Genomic DNA, 15,780 nt, shown 5'->3' on the forward strand with positions numbered 1-15,780 from the left:
TCACATGAGCCAATTGAAAAAGTCGTGGGTGGACAGCGCGAACTCCGCCGAGACACCCTTTCCGCTGAACAACCTGCCATACGGCGTGTTCTCGACCGCTGACAGCGAACCGCGCTGCGGTGTCGCCATCGGGGATATGATCCTTGATATGCAAGCCGCAGAAGAGGCTGGTCTGATTGAGGTCGGCGAGGAACCTGTCTTTGATGTCCCGTTCTGGAACGAGCTGATGGAGCTGGGATCGGGCGCATGGGCCGCCTTGCGCGACCGTCTGGAACAGCTGCTGGGCGAAGGCGCGACCGAACAGGGCGCGGTTACACCGCTGCTGGTCGCGCAAGCCGACGCGGACCTGCATATGCCGTTCCTTGTCTCTGAATACACCGATTTCTATGCCGGTCGTCAGCACGCGGCGAACATGGGCGCGATCCTGCGTGGCTCGCCCGATCTGCCCGCCAACTGGCTGCACATCCCGATCGGCTATAACGGCCGTGCGTCGTCGGTCGTGATCTCGGGCACGCCGATCCATCGCCCGAACGGTCAGCGCAAAGCGCCCGACGCCGAGATGCCCAGCTTTGGCCCCTCGATGCGTCTGGATATCGAACTGGAAATGGGGGCCATCGTAGGCAAGCAATCTGACTTCGGTCAGCCGATCACCGTCGACGAAGCCGACGACATGATCTTTGGCTATGTGCTGCTGAACGACTGGTCCGCCCGCGACATCCAGGGCTGGGAATACCAGCCGCTCGGCCCGTTCCAGGGTAAAGCCTTCGGCACCTCTATCAGCCCATGGATCGTGACCGCTGCCGCGCTGGAAGAGTTCCGCGCGCCCACGCCAGAACGCGAGAAGGAATTGCTGCCTTACCTCGACGGTTCTAAGGACGGTCTTTACGACATCGACCTTCAGGTGCTGATGCAGCCCGAAGGGGCCGACAAGGCAAGCGTCGTTGGTGAAACCAACTACACCCGCATGTATTACTCGGCCGCCGAGCAGCTGTGCCACCACGCGATTGGCGGCTGTGCGATGAACGTGGGCGACCTTCTGGGGTCCGGCACCATCTCGGGTCCGACCAAGACCGAATACGGCTCGCTAATGGAGATGAGCTGGGCGGGACGCGAGCCATTCACGCTCGACACTGGCGAAACCCGTACCTTCATCGAGGACGGCGACACCCTGACCCTGCGCGGTGCCGCCAAGGGTGACGGCTTCCAGATCGGTTTTGGCGATTGCGTCGGGCAAATTCTGCCCGCCGTTAACTGGCCCAAGTAACAGACATTCAGGGGGGCGCCTGACGCGCCCTTCGACACAGAAACGCGCTACAAGGATACAACCCATGGCAAAAGCATTCGCATCGCAAGGCGACATGACGGAAAAGAAAATCACCTTCGACCAGATCGGTGACGGGCTCTATGCCTTCACCGCCGAGGGAGACCCCAACTCCGGTGTGATCATTGGCGACGACAGCGTCATGATCGTCGAGGCTCAGGCCACCCCGCGTCTGGCCAACAAAGTGATCGAATGCGTTCGCTCGGTGACCGACAAGCCAATCTCTCACGTGGTGCTGACCCACTATCACGCGGTGCGCGTGCTGGGCGCGTCGGCCTATGGCGCCGATCAGATCATTATGGGCGACCAAGCCCGTGCGATGGTTGTGGAACGCGGTCAGGAAGACTGGGACAGCGAATTCCAACGCTTCCCGCGCCTGTTTGAAGGCCACGAGTCGATCCCCGGTCTGACCTATCCTACGACCACATTCTCGGACGATATGACTGTCTATCTGGGTAACCGTCGCATCGATCTGATGCATCTGGGCCGCGCCCACACGTCGGGCGACATCGTGATTCACGTGCCGGATCAGAACGTCATGTTCACCGGTGACATCGTGGAAGATCACTCGGCCTGCTACTGCGGCGATGGTCACTTCGCCGATTGGGGCGACACGCTGGACAACATCGCGTCCTTCGACGTGGACGCCATCGCGCCCGGTCGTGGCGGCGCTTTGATCGGCAAGGAAGCCGTCGAGCGTGCGATCGAAAGCACCCGTGACTTCGTCTACAGCACCTACGCCCCCGCCGCGAAAGTGGCTGCCCGTGGCGGATCGCTGAAAGAAGCCTGGGACGCCGTGCGCGCCGAGTGCGACCCGAAATTCGCAGACTATGCCATCTACGAGCACTGCCTGCCCTTCAACGTCGCCCGCGCCTATGACGAAGCCCGCGGTATCGACACCCCCCGCATCTGGACCGCACAGCGCGATCTAGAGATGTGGGACGCCCTGCAGGGTTGATCATGGTCGAGGTTCTCACATTCTTTTTTATGGTAGGAGCTATGGTGTCGCTACTCGTGATGCTCATTGCGTCAAGTTTAGTTGCCGACAAAGCGCTGGACGAAACGCCAATGGAGATCGAGGAATTCATCAATCCTTACGGTGCCAAAAGGATCGAGAATCTCAACAAACGCTCTGCGGCGTTCGACAAGGCTGAACGCAGCTCAAAAGCCGGTCGTGTGGCTGATAAAGCCGCACGATATCTGACCTTCTTCGGTGTGATGCTCGCCATCTGTGCCGGAATCATTGCCATCTTCGGAACGTAGCGGAGGAGAACCCGATGTTCGACGACAGATACACGCTTGCCTACAAGCGTTACCCCTACAAGAAATCGGCCGATCAGGATGCCGCCGCGCCCGTGCGCCATCCGGTCGTCGTGATGGGAGGAGGACCCATTGGTGTGGCCACCGCCTTGGACCTTGGCCGTCAGGGCATCCCGACCCTTGTGTTGGATGACCACGAAGGCGTCGGCATGGGGTCGCGCGCGATCTGCTTTGCCAAGCGTTGTCTTGAGATCGCAGGCCGCTATGGCTGCGGCAAACCGATGGTGGATAAGGGCGTGGTGTGGAATCTTGGGAAGGTTTTTCACAAGGATGATCAGGTGTTCGAGTTCAACCTTCTACCCGAAGAAGGTCACGAGTACCCCGCTTTCATCAACATGCAGCAGCCCTATTACGAAAGCTTCCAACTGGACCGCTTTGAAGAGCTGCAAAAAGACGGAGCGCCGATTGAGATCCGCGGCAAGAACCGCGTGGATTCGGTTGAAGTGCATGACGACCATGTCACGCTTCAGATCATGACGCCCGACGGTCCCTATACGCTGGAAGCGGACTGGCTGATCGGTTGTGACGGCGCCTCATCGCCGCTGCGCACGATGCTGGATTTGGATTTCACCGGAAAGGTGTTCCAAGACAGCTTCCTGATCGCCGACATCAAGATGAAGAACGACGATTTCCCGACCGAGCGTTGGTTCTGGTTTGAACCAACCCATGGATCAGGCGCATCGACCTTGTTGCACAAGCAGCCTGACGATGTCTGGCGCGTCGACTTCCAGATCGGCTGGGATGTGGACCGCAAGGAAGAGATGAAAGAGGAAAACATCCGCCGTCGTCTGGACGCCTTCCTTGGCGAGGCCGTGGAATACGACATGGTTTGGTCCTCGATCTATACGTTCCAGTGCAAACGCATGGACAACTTCCGTCATGGTCGTGTGTTCTTTGCCGGCGATGCAGCCCACCAAGTGTCGCCGTTCGGTGCGCGCGGTGCGAACTCGGGCATGCAGGACGTGGACAATCTGGGTTGGAAGCTGGGCATGGTCATGCGTGGCGAAGCCCCAGAGAGCCTTCTGGATACCTACAACATGGAACGTATCCATGGTGCAGATGAAAACATCCTGAACTCGACCCGCTCGACCGATTTCATCACGCCTAAATCCGAGATGAGCCGCATACTACGCGACGCCGTTCTGGACCTGTCCGAAAAGCACGAATTCGCGCGTCCGCTGGTGAACTCGGGTCGTTTGTCGGTACCGTGCACCTATGATGGATCGCCGCTGAACTCGGCCGATGCTCTGGATGGACCTGCGCGGTCGCGTCCCGGTTCGGTCTGCCCGGATGTTCCGATGGGCGACGGGTATTTGCTGTCTGAATTGGGTGACACATTCACGCTTTTGACGATTGATGCCGATGCCCCGGACGAGATCGAGGAGTCTGGCGTCAAAGTCACACGCCTCGCGTTGTCGACGAAGGATGACAAAACGGGCGCGTTGAAAGAACGGTATCTGGGAGACACCGAAAGTGCGGTCTACCTGATCCGCCCGGATCAACACGTTGCAGCACGTCGCCCCAACTTTGATGACAACCTCATCCGCGCCGCCATTCGCCGCGCTATCGGTAAGGAGTAAGACCTATGACTGACCTCGTTCTGACACCGAATATCGAAAGCGCTGACGATTTCTATGCCGAGCTTCTGGCAGCCCATGAAGGTCTGAGCAAAGACGAAAGCGATGCGTTCAATGCACGCCTTGTCTTGGTCTTGGCCAACCATGTGGGCGATCGGGATGTTTTGTCCGATGCACTTAAGGCTGCAAGCGGTAAGGGCTAGACCTGCGCCATATGAATGAAAAGCCCGCTCGGATCAGAGCGGGCTTTTTTGTTTCGGTTTTTAACGGATCAGCTGGGGTCGGCGGTTGTGCGTAGATACGGCAGTTTGATGTCGACCTCGCCAAACTTTTCTTTCGCTTCGTCATCGCTCAGCGACAGGGCGACGATCACGTCCTGACCCTTCACCCAGTTCGCAGGGGTCGCGATGGGGGTGTTGTAGGTAGACTGCAATCCATCCAACGCGCGCAGAACTTCTGCAAAGTTGCGGCCGACCGACATGGGGTAGGTCATGATCAGCTGGACCTTCTTGTCGGGCGAAATGATGAAGACCGAACGGACTGATGCTGAATCGGCTGCGGTGCGCCCATCAGGCAGGTAGGCTTCTGCAGGCAGCATGTCGAATTGCTTGGACACAGCAAGATCTTCGTCTGCGATGATCGGGAAGCCGGCCTTTGCGCCCGAGTATCCTTCGATATCGGCTTTCCAGGTCACGTGTTCTTCCGCGCTGTCGACGGACAGACCGATGACTTTTGTGCCGCGTTTTTCCCATTCATCTGCCAGTTGTGCTACGGCGCCAAACTCGGTCGTGCAAACAGGGGTATAGTCTTTTGGGTGCGAAAACAGAATGGCCCAGCTGTCGCCAATCCAGTCATGGAATTTGATTTCTCCCTGATCTGTTTCGGCGGTGAAATTAGGCACGATATCGTTAATGCGAAGTCCCATTTGCTTTTCTCCTATGAGGCAATTTTCCGTTCACACATAGGGTATGTTCTTTGCAGAAATTTGAAACCCCGTGCGACAGTTTGCGTCAGCCTTGATTCTTCCGAAATAATTTGATCAAATTGTAAATCCACGGGTTGCGCTACCAGCGCCACGGTGCCACAGTGCCCGCAAACCCGTCCAAGGAGTCAGGAATATGATCGAGAAACGCGACTTTTACATCAACGGCAAATGGGTCGCCCCGGCTGCTGCAAATGATTGCAATGTGATTGACCCTTCGACCGAAGAGGTCTGTGCGGTCATCTCGCTTGGCGATCAGGCTGACACCGACGCCGCCGTTGCCGCTGCCAAGGAAGCCTTCAAAACCTGGGGCTTCTCGTCCAAGGCCGAACGTCTGGATCTGATCGAAAGCATTTTCGACATCTACAACCGCCGTTCCGAGGATTTGGCCGAAGCAATGAGCCTTGAGATGGGCGCGCCGATTGATCTGTCGCGCAGCTCGCAAGTGGGTGCGGGTAGCTGGCATATCAAAAACTTCATCCGTGCCTTCAAGGATTTTGAATTCGACAAGAAGCTGGGCGATCACGCGCCAAATGACCGTCTTTTGTATGAACCCGTCGGCGTCTGTGCCCTGATCACGCCATGGAACTGGCCGATGAACCAAGTCACGCTGAAGGTTGTGGCCGCCGCCGCTGCAGGCTGCACCATGGTTCTGAAACCGTCCGAGGTTGCGCCGCTATCGTCGATCGTCTGGTCCGAGATCATGGACGAGGCTGGCACCCCCGCCGGCGTTTACAACATGGTGAATGGCGACGGCATGGGCGTCGGCAGCCAGCTGACCTCGCATCCTGATGTGGACATGGTCAGCTTCACCGGCTCGACCCGCGCGGGTATCGCAATTTCGAAAGCCGCTGCTGAGACGATCAAACGCGTGGCGCTTGAGCTGGGCGGTAAAGGGGCCAACATCCTATTTGAAGATGCGGACGAGAAGGCCGTTAAACGTGGTGTGCTGCACATGATGCAGAACACAGGCCAAAGCTGTAATGCACCCTCGCGCATGCTGGTCCAAAGCTCGATCTATGATCGCGTGGTGGAAGAGGCCGCTGAAATGGCGAACAAGGTGCAGGTTGGCCCCGCGTCGGAAGAAGGCCGCCATATCGGCCCTGTCGTGAACGAGCTTCAGTGGAACAAAATCCAGGATCTGATCCAGAAGGGCATCGACGAAGGCGCACGTCTTGTCGCTGGTGGCACCGGTCGCCCGGATGGCCTGAACAAAGGCTACTTTGTCAAACCGACCGTCTTTGCGGACGTGACCAATGACATGACCATTGGACGCGAGGAAATCTTCGGCCCGGTCCTGTCGATCATGAAGTTCGACACGGAAGAAGAAGCCGTCGAGATCGCCAATGACACGGTTTACGGCCTGACCAACTACATCCAGACCCAAGACGGCGCCCGCGCCAATCGCGTAGCCCGTCAGATGCGTTCGGGCATGGTCGAGATGAATGGCACCTCGCGTGCTGCTGGGTCGCCATTTGGCGGCTACAAGCAGTCCGGCAACGGGCGCGAAGGTGGCATCCTGGGGATCGAGGACTTCCTGGAAGTTAAAGCGGTATCGGGCTGGTCGAACGACTGATCCGCGCCGCAGACTGAACACATTCACCCCCGGCAATTCCGGGGGTGTTTTTGTCCAACTGGTTTGATTTCAATCATAGCTCGCTCTGTCGCCACGTGGCTGTTACATCATTGGTATGAATGCATAACCAATGAACTGACGCAGGAAGGGGCATATGACCGATACGCTTGGAAAGCTGTTCGGCTATTTGGGCGGCACCGCCCGCGACCTTGCCCCGATCCTTCTGATTGTGGGCTTCTTCCAGCTGGTCGTGCTGCAACAACCCATCGACAATCTGGGCCAGTTCGCGCTGGGCTTTCTTTTTGTTCTTTTGGGTCTGACGATCTTTATCCGCGGCCTCGACATGGCTTTGTTTCCATTGGGCGAAGCACTGGCGAACGCCCTTGCCTTACGTGGTTCAATCCCGCTTCTTGTTGTCTTTGCGTTTAGCCTTGGTTTTGGAACCACAGTCGCCGAACCCGCACTGATCGCTGTCGGGGCCGAGGCTGCAACCGTGATGTCTGAGGCCGGCGTGATCGGTCAAGGCGAGGATGAGCTGAATTTCATGGCGACCGCCCTGCGCTATACCGTGGCTGCATCCGTTGGCGCGTCTTTGGTCTTGGGTGTTTTCCGTATCCTGATGGGCTGGCCCATCCAGTGGCTGATCATTGGGGGATATATCTGCGTTGTGGCCCTGACCCCCATCGCCCCGCGCGAGATCATCGGTATCGCTTATGACAGCGGAGGCGTCACGACCTCGACCATCACTGTGCCGCTTGTAACGGCTTTGGGCGTGGGTCTGGCTTCGGTCATCAAGGGACGGAACCCGATGATTGATGGCTTCGGGTTAATCGCCTTTGCGTCTCTGATGCCGATCATCTTTGTGCTGCTGTTCGGATTGGTGGTGGCGACATGATCACGATCCTGATGGACCTTCTGTGGACATTCCTAAGCGTTGTACGTGACGTGCTGCCCATCGCGGCGGTGCTGCTTCTGTTCCAGCTTGTCATCCTGCGCAAGCCGATCCCACATCCCCGCAAAGTGGCGATGGGAATGTTCTATGTGCTTCTTGGCCTTGCGTTGTTCTTGTCAGGGCTGGAGCTTGCCCTGTTCCCGCTGGGCCGCGAGATGGCGGCACAGTTGACCGACCCGGCTTTCTTAGGAATTGAACCCGGTGCGGCGGTCGAATGGCTGGATTACTATTGGGTCTATATCTTTGCTTTCGCCATCGGATTTGCGACCACGATTGCCGAGCCGTCCCTGATTGCCGTAGCCCTGAAGGCGCAAGAGGCATCTGGTGGGGCCGTGAAGGCCAATGGGTTGCGCATCGCCGTGGCCTTTGGCGTGGCGATTAGCCTTGCAGTTGGGACATTCCGTATTGTGACGGGAACGCCGCTCTATCAATATATGATCGTGGGCTATGTGATCGTGGTGATCCAGACGCTTATGGCCCCGCGCATGATCATCCCGCTGGCCTATGACAGCGGGGGCGTGACGACCTCAACTGTGACAGTTCCGCTTGTCGCAGCGCTTGGCCTTGGCCTTGCCAGCACAGTCCCCGGGCGTAGCCCGCTTCTTGATGGGTTTGGCCTGATCGCTCTGGCCAGCCTGTTTCCCATGATAACCGTGATGGGTTATGCCCAAATCAGCAGCTTGCTGTCCCGTCGCAAAACAGCGTCGGACGACGAAGGAGAAAACCATGAAGTTTAAACTGATCATTGTCATGACACAGGATGAACTGACGGACACCGCCATCGAAGCCGCCCGTGAAAAAGGGGCGACGGGGTGCACCGTTATCACGTCGGCGCGGGGCGAGGGTTTGAACCCAACCAAGACCTTCTTTGGGTTGACCGTTGCCGGGCAGCGGGATGTGATTTTGTTTTTGGTTGAAGAACACCACAGCCGCCTGATTCTGGAAACCATTGGCGAAGCGTGCCGGTTCGATGAAGACCCCGGGACAGGCGTGGCGTTCCAGCTTGATATCGAAGATGCGATTGGCCTGTCGGGTCAAATCGCTTCTATTCAACAGGAAATCAGCAAGGAGGACTTGTGATGGACGAAAACAATCTAAAGGTCCGCGATGTGATGCAAAGCACGATCTACATGATCAGCGGCTTGGCCACAGTGCGCGATGCCGTAAATGAGATGGACGCGAAAGGTGTGACCGCATTGGTAATCGAACGCCGCCATGACGAAGACGAATACGGCATCGTGTCGATCGAGATGATCGCCGAACGAGCTATCGCGTTGAACAAGTCTTTGGACCGCACGAATGTCTATGAAGTGATGGACAAACCTGCGCTGACCTTAAGTGACCATATGGCCGTGAAATACGCAGTTCGTCTGTTGTCGCGGCTAGATCATCGTCGCGCGTTGGTGGTGAACGAGGGAACAGCCTGTGGGCTGGCCACGCTGCGCGACATGGTGCTGAGCTATGCGGTCGAAAACGACAGCTAGAACATAGGACAAGATCCAACAAAAAACGGCCGGCGATTTGCCGGCCGTTTCTTTTTTTTGCAAGCGATAGATCAGTTGGCTGCAGCGGCCATCAGCTTTTCGTTATGCTCTCGTAGGGTGTCGGAAATGATGGCGTACCATTCGCCCGACTCACGCATCTCGTTCAGGCCAGCGTTCAACATTGCGATGTATTGGCGACCAAAGGGGTTGGTGCGGTGGGTCACAAAACGCAAACCCGCAACGGTGTTCACAAATGGGTTCTCGACGATATCTTTCGAGGTCAGCCCCATATCGCTCATTGCATCTGCTGCGAGTTGAACTTCGAATGAGGCAACATCGGCTTGGCCAGTAAGTACGGCATCCATACAGTCAGTAGCGCTGGTGGGCTGGACCATCGTCACCTTCGGTTCAAATACACCGTTCTCTTCAAGGTCATGTGTGAACCAACCAGACATACGACAAACACGAGCACCATCGAAGTCTTGGAATGTGCGTGCTTTGGCATAGTCGCTGTCAGGCAATGTATAGAAGCCGACAACGGTATCATAGACACTCACCGTAGCATCGAATTGTGTGCAACGCTTCTCGGTCTCGGCTGACCATTCATAGGTGCGGTTGCTACAGTCCGGGATGTACCAAGCCAGCGAAATGTCGAACGCGCCCAATGGCAGCAGTGTATCAAGGTGCGCGCTCCAATCGTTCACGAAGCTGACCGAATAATCACGGTTGTTCCCGGCGCGGTTCAGCGCTGTCGATACAAGACGAACGAGGAAACCACCGCCTTTAAGATCTTCATCCGCAAACGGTGCATAGTTGCTGCCCGTTACGATTTTCATGGGCGGTTCGTAGACGTTGGAAACCTTGTTGGTCGCGTTGCGCTCTTCCTCGGCCGCAATTAGTTCTTGGGCGGACTGTCCGTTGGGCAGGCTGCCGTCTTCACAAGGCAGTGCCAGCACAAGCCCGGTCTCAAGGTTGGATGGGTCCGAGATGATGTTCCGGTTCGCGTTAAAAATCGGCTGGTAGTTCGACGTGCCATAGGCAGTGATCGAGATCGTCGCCAGCGTGTCGCCATCCTCGATTGTATAGTTAGAACAGGCTTCCTGCGCTGATGCAGTGTGGGCGCTAATCGCGGTGAGGGTTACCGCGGCTGCCGCCAGTTTTTTGAGATCGAATTTAAACATTTCCACTTCCTCCAGAAATAAGATGTGCTGGCCTTCCGGGGCCTTAGCCGTTTTCCATTTGATGACGCAGGGCGGTCGCAACGATGTCGCGCCATTCGCCAGATTGCTGCATAATTCCAAGGCCTTGATTCAGGATCTCAAGGATCGCTTCGCCGTCGGCATTGGCTTTATGTGTCATGATGTTCAGGCCTTTGATGGCGGCCAGATTGGGGTTTTCGATGATCCGATGCTCGTATCCCAACCGCTTGATCGCCTCGACCGCTAGATGTGCTTCGACTGCCACGATGTCAGCTGTTCCTTCGGCCACTGCGTGGAAGCAATCGTCAGGTGATGTAGGACGCATCAGTGTGACCGCAGGTTCGTACAAACCCACGGCATCCATATGGGTCAAAGACCATCCTTCGGGGCGACAGATGGTTGCACCTGCAAAGTCTGCGTAGCTTAGGGTTTCTTCGTAACCTGATCCTTCCATTGCAAAGAAGGTATCAACCACCTCGTAGAAGGGTTTTGAGAAGTTGTAGGTCTCACACCGTTCGCGGTCGCTTTCCGACAGGGTGTCAGCCACTGAGCAATCAGGTTGTGACCAAGGGAAAGTCGCATCAAATGCAAGGGTCGGCATCAGAAGATCCAGATGCGAGTTCCAGTCGTTCACGAATTGGATCTTGTAGGATTGTTCGGGGGCAGCCCGAAGGAAAGCTGTCTCGACCAATTTTGTGTACAGCCCGCGATTGGGCAGGTTTTCGTCGGTGAACGGGGCATAGTTGCCACCGGTGATCATCAGGATCTGGCGTTCATTTACCGACGCCGCATTTGGGTTCGCTGCGTTGCGGATCAAGGCAGCACCTTCTGCACGGGCGGCTTCGATTGCTTTTTCAGCGTCGGCCTTAGCAGCGGCGACAGCTTCTTGGCTGGCTTTGACTGCTTCCGCTTCAGCATTGGCAACGCGTGCCTCGGCTTCCGCGATTGCAGCTGCGGCGCGGGCTTCTGCCTCTGCGATCAGTTCGGCAGACATGGCACGCGCCATTTTCTCGGCTTCAGCGTTGGTTGATACGGTCTGACCTGCGGGCTTCTCGGGGCAAGGCATCGAAAGGGTCATTCCAAGACGGATGATGTTTGGGTCCTTGCCAATGGCATCCTTGTTGGCGTTATAGATCGACCGGAAGTCCGAACTGCCGAACACACGCAGCGCGATTTCACGCAGACTGTCGCCACGTTTGACCACATAATCCGAGCATGCCTCTTGCGCAAAGGCGGTGCCTGTCATTGCGGTGATAGCCAAACCGGAAGCGATGAATAGCTTTCTCATATTCCCTGTTATTCCTCAGTTATAAGCTTATTTTCAGATGTTTAGCGGCTTGATGACCGCGATTGTGATGTTGTCCTGATCGGGATGGGCCTTGGCCCTTAACGCCTGAACCAGCGCAACAGCCAGGTCGCGGGCAGGCTGATCTTTGCAGCTGTTTGCAATCGACTGGATGTGATCATCGTCCAGATATTGAAGACCATCGCTGGCCGCGAGAAGCACATCTCCCTTGGCAAGTTCAACGGGTGCCTCGGGGCAATCCAGTTTGGGAACAGGCGCTCCCATGATGACCGAAGTTAGCTGATTGCGATCAGGATGGGCGCGGGCCTCTTCCTCGGACAAAGAGCCATCAGACACCTGCGCATCAATCATCGGCGCCATGGAGTGATCTTCGTTGATCCGCATCATGAAGCCGTTGCGGCACAGGTAAAGCGGGGAATCTCCAACCGACACCCAATGCAGGTGTTTGCCGCGCAGAAGGACACCCAGCAAGGTTGACCCCATTTGAAGGTCGGTCCCATTTTTCTGAAGATACTCGGCAACGGCATCGTTGGCGTGTAGGGCCACTTGGGTCAGATGCTCAGCGGCCGTACCGTCGTTAAACTCTTCACGCTCAAGGATATCATCCAGCTGGGATTGCCACGTGGCCTTCACCAGACCCGAGGCAACATCGCCCGCATCATGACCGCCCATGCCATCCGCGACAACGACATATCCCGCTTCTATCGCATCAAAGAAACGCGCAGCAATTGCGTCCTCTTGCGTGTCGCGTTTGCCCTGATCGGCCACCAGGGCAATGTCATATGCAGGATTAGCCAACATCGATCAGCCGTTCTGCCAGTCGAAGTTTTCGTCACAGAACGACACGAAACGCAGGGTCGTATCGCTGATGCGAATCTTATCACCCGTCGACAGGGGTACAGTGCTTAGAACAGGTCCGCCATTCAGGCGCACAAGGTTGGCCTTGCCACCATGCCCCAGATAACAGGTCTGATCTTCCGAGTTATAGGCAACCACAGCATGACCCGCGCGCGAGATGCCGTTGTCCCCGAAATCAAGCTGAACGGCCTGATCATCATTACGGCCGATCTGGGCAAGACCCTCGACCAAGGAAAAGCTGGTCCCGCGACCCGGCCCATCGGTGATTACCAACCAACCGACCGGGAAGGTGTTGGTGGCGACAACCTGTTTGGCAACAGGATCGGCTTCCATGCTGTCCTGAACCGGGTTTTCCGGGCGCTCGAAGCCAAGGAAGGTGGTCTTAACGCGGTCACTCCGATCCGATGATGGGGCAGGGGCCGCGGTAACTTCGGGTTCTTCGTCAGCTTCTGGCGCTTCAGTTAGAGCGATGTCTGAACCAGCATCGGGCAGATCGTCAGTCTGAACGGTTTTGACGACCTCGCTCATGACTGCCTCGTCAGCATCTTCTGTCATGACGGGGGTGGGTTGCTCAGCTTCCTCGGACACCTCGATCGGCGCAATGTCATCAACATTGATCTCTTCGATCTGAATCTCTTCTTCGGCGGGCACTTCAAGCTCAGCCTCAACCTCGGACGCTTGGTTGCCTCCGGCCAGAACCTGACGCAACGCAGTCAGATCCGCGATGGGTTCTTCAGCGGCTTCATCACGCTCTTCTTCTTCATGGGCCTCATCCTTGTCCGCTTTTTTAGCGCTACCTTCGAGAAGCCGACTTAGCGGGCTTTTGTACTTAAACATGGCACCTTCACCTTTCACTACACGCCAAGACACCTGCCTTGGCACATGACCGATCATTCCATCCGGGACATTCACCCGGGCAGAGTTTGACTTTGATACTCAGTTACTTGCTACTTTCTGCAGCGGGTCCAACGACCGCCCGAACCGATACAAGGTTCACAGATTACAGTTTCTGGCAGATGGATTTATTGAACAGTGTCAGGATCCCCCAGCGAGCTGCATGGGGACCTGAACCTCTCGGCTGTCGCGCAACACGGTCAGGCGGGCTTGGGGCACGCCATCAGCAACAAGAGCTTCCAGAATACGATCAAGGCTTTCAGCCTCGTTGATGGATTTTTCGGTTGTGGCTTCTGCCAGCAAAACATCACCTTGCTGCAACCCATCTGTCAATTCAGCCGGAACGCGGGTGACTTCGACATCCCACCCATCATTTGCGTTCTTACGTGCTGAAAGCCCGACGCCATTCTCAAGCCCAAAAATACGCACCGCAGGCAGGGCCAGAAGACCGTTTTGCGCACGTGTTGCCCCATTGGCGCGATAGCGCGCTACAGCGCGGACGTGGCCGTCCGGATCGACCTCAAGCTTCTCAAGCGCGCGCCCTGCAATGCCCGAGCTGTTGGAAACAGGTGTTCCATTGACAGCAAAGATCACGGTGCCGCGGCTTACCCAGTCGCCGATGATCGACATATCGCGCTTCGGATCAACGCCGGTGATGACAACCGCGTTGCCGGTGGACAGGCGGCGAACACTTGTTGCGAAAGGAATTTCAACATCCCAGTGCGCGAAGGACACTTGTTGTTCTTGCAGGTTTACCGGCTCAGTTGATGTGGGTTCTGCCGGGGCTTCGGTGACGACGGGTTCTGCCTCCACCTCGGGTGCGGCGGCAACGGCGGGCGCCTGAGAGGTCTCCGTTTCGGTTTCCGTTTCAACAGGCTCTGGCGCAGGGGCCTCTGTTGATGTCGCGGCGGGGCTATCAGTTGGACTGGGTTCGATCGTAGGCACAAGCGCAACCGGGGCGGTGTCTGCCGCAGCGATCTCGGTCGCAGGTGCGTCTTGAGCGTCGCCTGATCCCTTCAATGCGAAGTAGCCGCCAGCGCCGAGTGCCAGCAGTGCAACCACGCCGATGATCGCTTTGCTGCCCCCGCCTGAGTTGCTTTTAACAACAGTTACGGACGGGTCGCGTTCTGGCTCTGGTTGAGTGAGCCCTTCAGAGCGCGCGGCTGTTGTTAGGTCCTCTTCGCTGGCCAGAAGGGCGGATACGATTGCCTCTGCATTTTCATTGGTTTTTTCGGTTTCATCCGGGCGTTCCAACGCCACGATGACCGAACTTGGGCGATACCCGAATTCTTCAAATACAACTGCTGGACCGCGGTACATCCTCAGCCATTCGAGCGCTGATTGAACACGGTTGACGATGTGAACTTCCATCGCCTTGTCCAGCGCCTCAAGGAAGCCATCGGGATAGCCTTCAAAGCGTCCAGCCAGCGGGACATATGGGTCTTCCTGACCTGCATTGAAGGCATCTTGCCGGGTTTTTCCGTCGATTGGGCGTTCGCCACTGATCGCGTGATAAAGCGTTGCCGCCAGAACATACAAATCGCTGGTTGTGTCCTGATCCGCCCCACGCGCATAGAACTCATGAGGCGAGTATCCGTCTTTGATCACACGCAGTGTTAAAAGCGCAGCGGACCGATTTGCAGCCTGTTCGCGCGCCGCGCCGAAGTCGATCAGGATCGGCTCGCCGTTTTCGTCGATCAGGATATTGTCCGGCGAAATATCGCGGTGAAGCATTCCGTTGTCGTGGATGAAAGACACCGCCGACAACATCTTTTCCGTCACTTTGACAATGAAGTCTGGCGTGATGTTGTTTCGGTTATCTTGAACGTAATCAAGCAGATCACCGCCATTGATCAGATCCATCGCGATATAGGCGGTTTGGTTGTCTTCAAACACCTGATGGACGTTTACGATGTTCGGATGCACCAACCGGGCATGGTTGCGCGCTTCTTGGATGAACAAGTCGATAATCGAGCGCAGGTCTTCTGCGTAAGCGGGGTCCGCGGCTTCGACCTTCCCGTCAACACGGTGGCACAAAGCGCCGGGAAAGCATTCTTTGATAACGACATTCCGGTCCAGACTGTCGCGCGCAAGGTAGGTGATCCCGAACCCGCCATTGTTCAGGAAGCGAAGGATTTCATACTGACCACGCAGCAGTTTTTCACCCGGCTGCAATGCTGAAATCTGGGGATTTTCAAAATCCCGTCCCGAGGCCTGATTGTGGCTCATTTGGTTCTACCTGCGTCTCACTTTTCGGCAGAGGATTTTCTAACCAACGAACCAATTCAACACGGTAAACTCAACCTCTGAT

At 56.6% G+C, this 15,780-nt stretch carries 16 protein-coding genes; 10 read left to right on the plus strand and 6 right to left on the minus strand.

Going from position 1 to position 15,780, the window contains the following annotated elements; all coding sequences use genetic code 11:
* Window positions 1-4 precede the first annotated feature (4 nt).
* The 5 genes from fahA (at window position 5) to MWU55_RS03485 (ending at window position 4,421) form a co-directional block, all read left to right on the plus strand.
* On the plus strand, window positions 5-1,264 hold the full coding sequence (gene fahA, locus MWU55_RS03465; protein ID WP_246934308.1) for a fumarylacetoacetase: 1,260 nt from the start codon (window positions 5-7) through the stop codon (window positions 1,262-1,264).
* A gap of 64 nt (window positions 1,265-1,328) precedes the next feature.
* Complete coding sequence (locus tag MWU55_RS03470) at window positions 1,329-2,279, plus strand: MBL fold metallo-hydrolase (protein ID WP_246934309.1); 951 nt, start codon at window positions 1,329-1,331, stop codon at window positions 2,277-2,279.
* Window positions 2,280-2,281: 2 nt separating this feature from the next.
* Window positions 2,282-2,584: a hypothetical protein gene (locus MWU55_RS03475; RefSeq protein WP_246934310.1), complete on the plus strand. Its 303-nt coding sequence runs from the start codon at window positions 2,282-2,284 to the stop codon at window positions 2,582-2,584.
* Between the two features lie 14 nt (window positions 2,585-2,598).
* On the plus strand, window positions 2,599-4,221 hold the full coding sequence (locus MWU55_RS03480) for an FAD-dependent oxidoreductase (RefSeq protein WP_246934311.1): 1,623 nt from the start codon (window positions 2,599-2,601) through the stop codon (window positions 4,219-4,221).
* Between the two features lie 5 nt (window positions 4,222-4,226).
* Entirely contained in the window at window positions 4,227-4,421 is a 195-nt protein-coding gene (locus tag MWU55_RS03485) for a DUF2783 domain-containing protein (RefSeq protein ID WP_246934312.1), read from the plus strand.
* A 68-nt stretch (window positions 4,422-4,489) separates the two neighbouring features.
* On the opposite strand, the gene MWU55_RS03490 is transcribed toward MWU55_RS03485, so the two are convergent.
* Entirely contained in the window at window positions 4,490-5,143 is a 654-nt protein-coding gene (locus MWU55_RS03490) for a peroxiredoxin (RefSeq protein WP_246934313.1), read from the minus strand.
* 193 nt (window positions 5,144-5,336) lie between these two features.
* Between MWU55_RS03490 and MWU55_RS03495 the strand changes: the two genes are divergently transcribed.
* From MWU55_RS03495 to MWU55_RS03515, 5 genes are all read left to right on the plus strand, one after another.
* Window positions 5,337-6,776 (plus strand): aldehyde dehydrogenase family protein, encoded by a 1,440-nt coding sequence (locus MWU55_RS03495; RefSeq protein ID WP_246934314.1) that lies wholly within the window; start codon window positions 5,337-5,339, stop codon window positions 6,774-6,776.
* Between the two features lie 154 nt (window positions 6,777-6,930).
* Window positions 6,931-7,671 (plus strand): DUF1538 domain-containing protein, encoded by a 741-nt coding sequence (locus MWU55_RS03500; RefSeq protein WP_246934315.1) that lies wholly within the window; start codon window positions 6,931-6,933, stop codon window positions 7,669-7,671.
* On the plus strand, window positions 7,668-8,465 hold the full coding sequence (locus tag MWU55_RS03505; protein ID WP_246934316.1) for a DUF1538 domain-containing protein: 798 nt from the start codon (window positions 7,668-7,670) through the stop codon (window positions 8,463-8,465). The genes MWU55_RS03500 and MWU55_RS03505 overlap by 4 nt, the downstream gene beginning before the upstream one ends.
* Entirely contained in the window at window positions 8,455-8,808 is a 354-nt protein-coding gene (locus tag MWU55_RS03510) for a P-II family nitrogen regulator (protein WP_246934317.1), read from the plus strand. The genes MWU55_RS03505 and MWU55_RS03510 overlap by 11 nt, the downstream gene beginning before the upstream one ends.
* Complete coding sequence (locus MWU55_RS03515) at window positions 8,808-9,212, plus strand: CBS domain-containing protein (RefSeq protein ID WP_246934318.1); 405 nt, start codon at window positions 8,808-8,810, stop codon at window positions 9,210-9,212. The genes MWU55_RS03510 and MWU55_RS03515 overlap by 1 nt, the downstream gene beginning before the upstream one ends.
* 71 nt (window positions 9,213-9,283) lie before the next feature.
* Here MWU55_RS03515 and MWU55_RS03520 read toward each other — a convergent pair whose 3' ends face one another.
* From MWU55_RS03520 to MWU55_RS03540, 5 genes are all read right to left on the minus strand, one after another.
* Complete coding sequence (locus MWU55_RS03520) at window positions 9,284-10,393, minus strand: transporter substrate-binding domain-containing protein (protein WP_246934319.1); 1,110 nt, start codon at window positions 10,391-10,393, stop codon at window positions 9,284-9,286.
* A 43-nt stretch (window positions 10,394-10,436) separates the two neighbouring features.
* Window positions 10,437-11,699 (minus strand): transporter substrate-binding domain-containing protein, encoded by a 1,263-nt coding sequence (locus tag MWU55_RS03525; RefSeq protein WP_246934320.1) that lies wholly within the window; start codon window positions 11,697-11,699, stop codon window positions 10,437-10,439.
* 33 nt (window positions 11,700-11,732) lie between these two features.
* Window positions 11,733-12,518, minus strand: coding sequence for a protein phosphatase 2C domain-containing protein (locus MWU55_RS03530; protein WP_246934321.1), 786 nt, complete (start codon window positions 12,516-12,518; stop codon window positions 11,733-11,735).
* A 3-nt stretch (window positions 12,519-12,521) separates the two neighbouring features.
* Window positions 12,522-13,412 (minus strand): FHA domain-containing protein, encoded by an 891-nt coding sequence (locus MWU55_RS03535; RefSeq protein WP_246934322.1) that lies wholly within the window; start codon window positions 13,410-13,412, stop codon window positions 12,522-12,524.
* A 198-nt stretch (window positions 13,413-13,610) separates the two neighbouring features.
* On the minus strand, window positions 13,611-15,698 hold the full coding sequence (locus tag MWU55_RS03540; protein ID WP_246934323.1) for a serine/threonine-protein kinase: 2,088 nt from the start codon (window positions 15,696-15,698) through the stop codon (window positions 13,611-13,613).
* Window positions 15,699-15,780 lie beyond the last annotated feature (82 nt).

This window comes from Aliiroseovarius sp. F20344 (genome assembly GCF_023016155.1).
Taxonomy (GTDB): Bacteria; Pseudomonadota; Alphaproteobacteria; order Rhodobacterales; family Rhodobacteraceae; genus Aliiroseovarius.

Coding starts and splice junctions, on each gene's coding strand:
- MWU55_RS03525 (WP_246934320.1), bottom strand. CDS start 11,699: ATGAGAAAGCTATTCATCGCTTCCGGTTTGGCTATCACCGCAATGACA.
- MWU55_RS03485 (WP_246934312.1), top strand. CDS start 4,227: ATGACTGACCTCGTTCTGACACCGAATATCGAAAGCGCTGACGATTTC.
- MWU55_RS03490 (WP_246934313.1), bottom strand. CDS start 5,143: ATGGGACTTCGCATTAACGATATCGTGCCTAATTTCACCGCCGAAACA.
- MWU55_RS03475 (WP_246934310.1), top strand. CDS start 2,282: ATGGTCGAGGTTCTCACATTCTTTTTTATGGTAGGAGCTATGGTGTCG.
- MWU55_RS03530 (WP_246934321.1), bottom strand. CDS start 12,518: ATGTTGGCTAATCCTGCATATGACATTGCCCTGGTGGCCGATCAGGGC.
- MWU55_RS03510 (WP_246934317.1), top strand. CDS start 8,455: ATGAAGTTTAAACTGATCATTGTCATGACACAGGATGAACTGACGGAC.
- MWU55_RS03505 (WP_246934316.1), top strand. CDS start 7,668: ATGATCACGATCCTGATGGACCTTCTGTGGACATTCCTAAGCGTTGTA.
- MWU55_RS03480 (WP_246934311.1), top strand. CDS start 2,599: ATGTTCGACGACAGATACACGCTTGCCTACAAGCGTTACCCCTACAAG.
- MWU55_RS03515 (WP_246934318.1), top strand. CDS start 8,808: ATGGACGAAAACAATCTAAAGGTCCGCGATGTGATGCAAAGCACGATC.
- MWU55_RS03495 (WP_246934314.1), top strand. CDS start 5,337: ATGATCGAGAAACGCGACTTTTACATCAACGGCAAATGGGTCGCCCCG.
- MWU55_RS03470 (WP_246934309.1), top strand. CDS start 1,329: ATGGCAAAAGCATTCGCATCGCAAGGCGACATGACGGAAAAGAAAATC.
- MWU55_RS03540 (WP_246934323.1), bottom strand. CDS start 15,698: ATGAGCCACAATCAGGCCTCGGGACGGGATTTTGAAAATCCCCAGATT.
- MWU55_RS03535 (WP_246934322.1), bottom strand. CDS start 13,412: ATGTTTAAGTACAAAAGCCCGCTAAGTCGGCTTCTCGAAGGTAGCGCT.
- fahA (WP_246934308.1), top strand. CDS start 5: ATGAGCCAATTGAAAAAGTCGTGGGTGGACAGCGCGAACTCCGCCGAG.
- MWU55_RS03520 (WP_246934319.1), bottom strand. CDS start 10,393: ATGTTTAAATTCGATCTCAAAAAACTGGCGGCAGCCGCGGTAACCCTC.
- MWU55_RS03500 (WP_246934315.1), top strand. CDS start 6,931: ATGACCGATACGCTTGGAAAGCTGTTCGGCTATTTGGGCGGCACCGCC.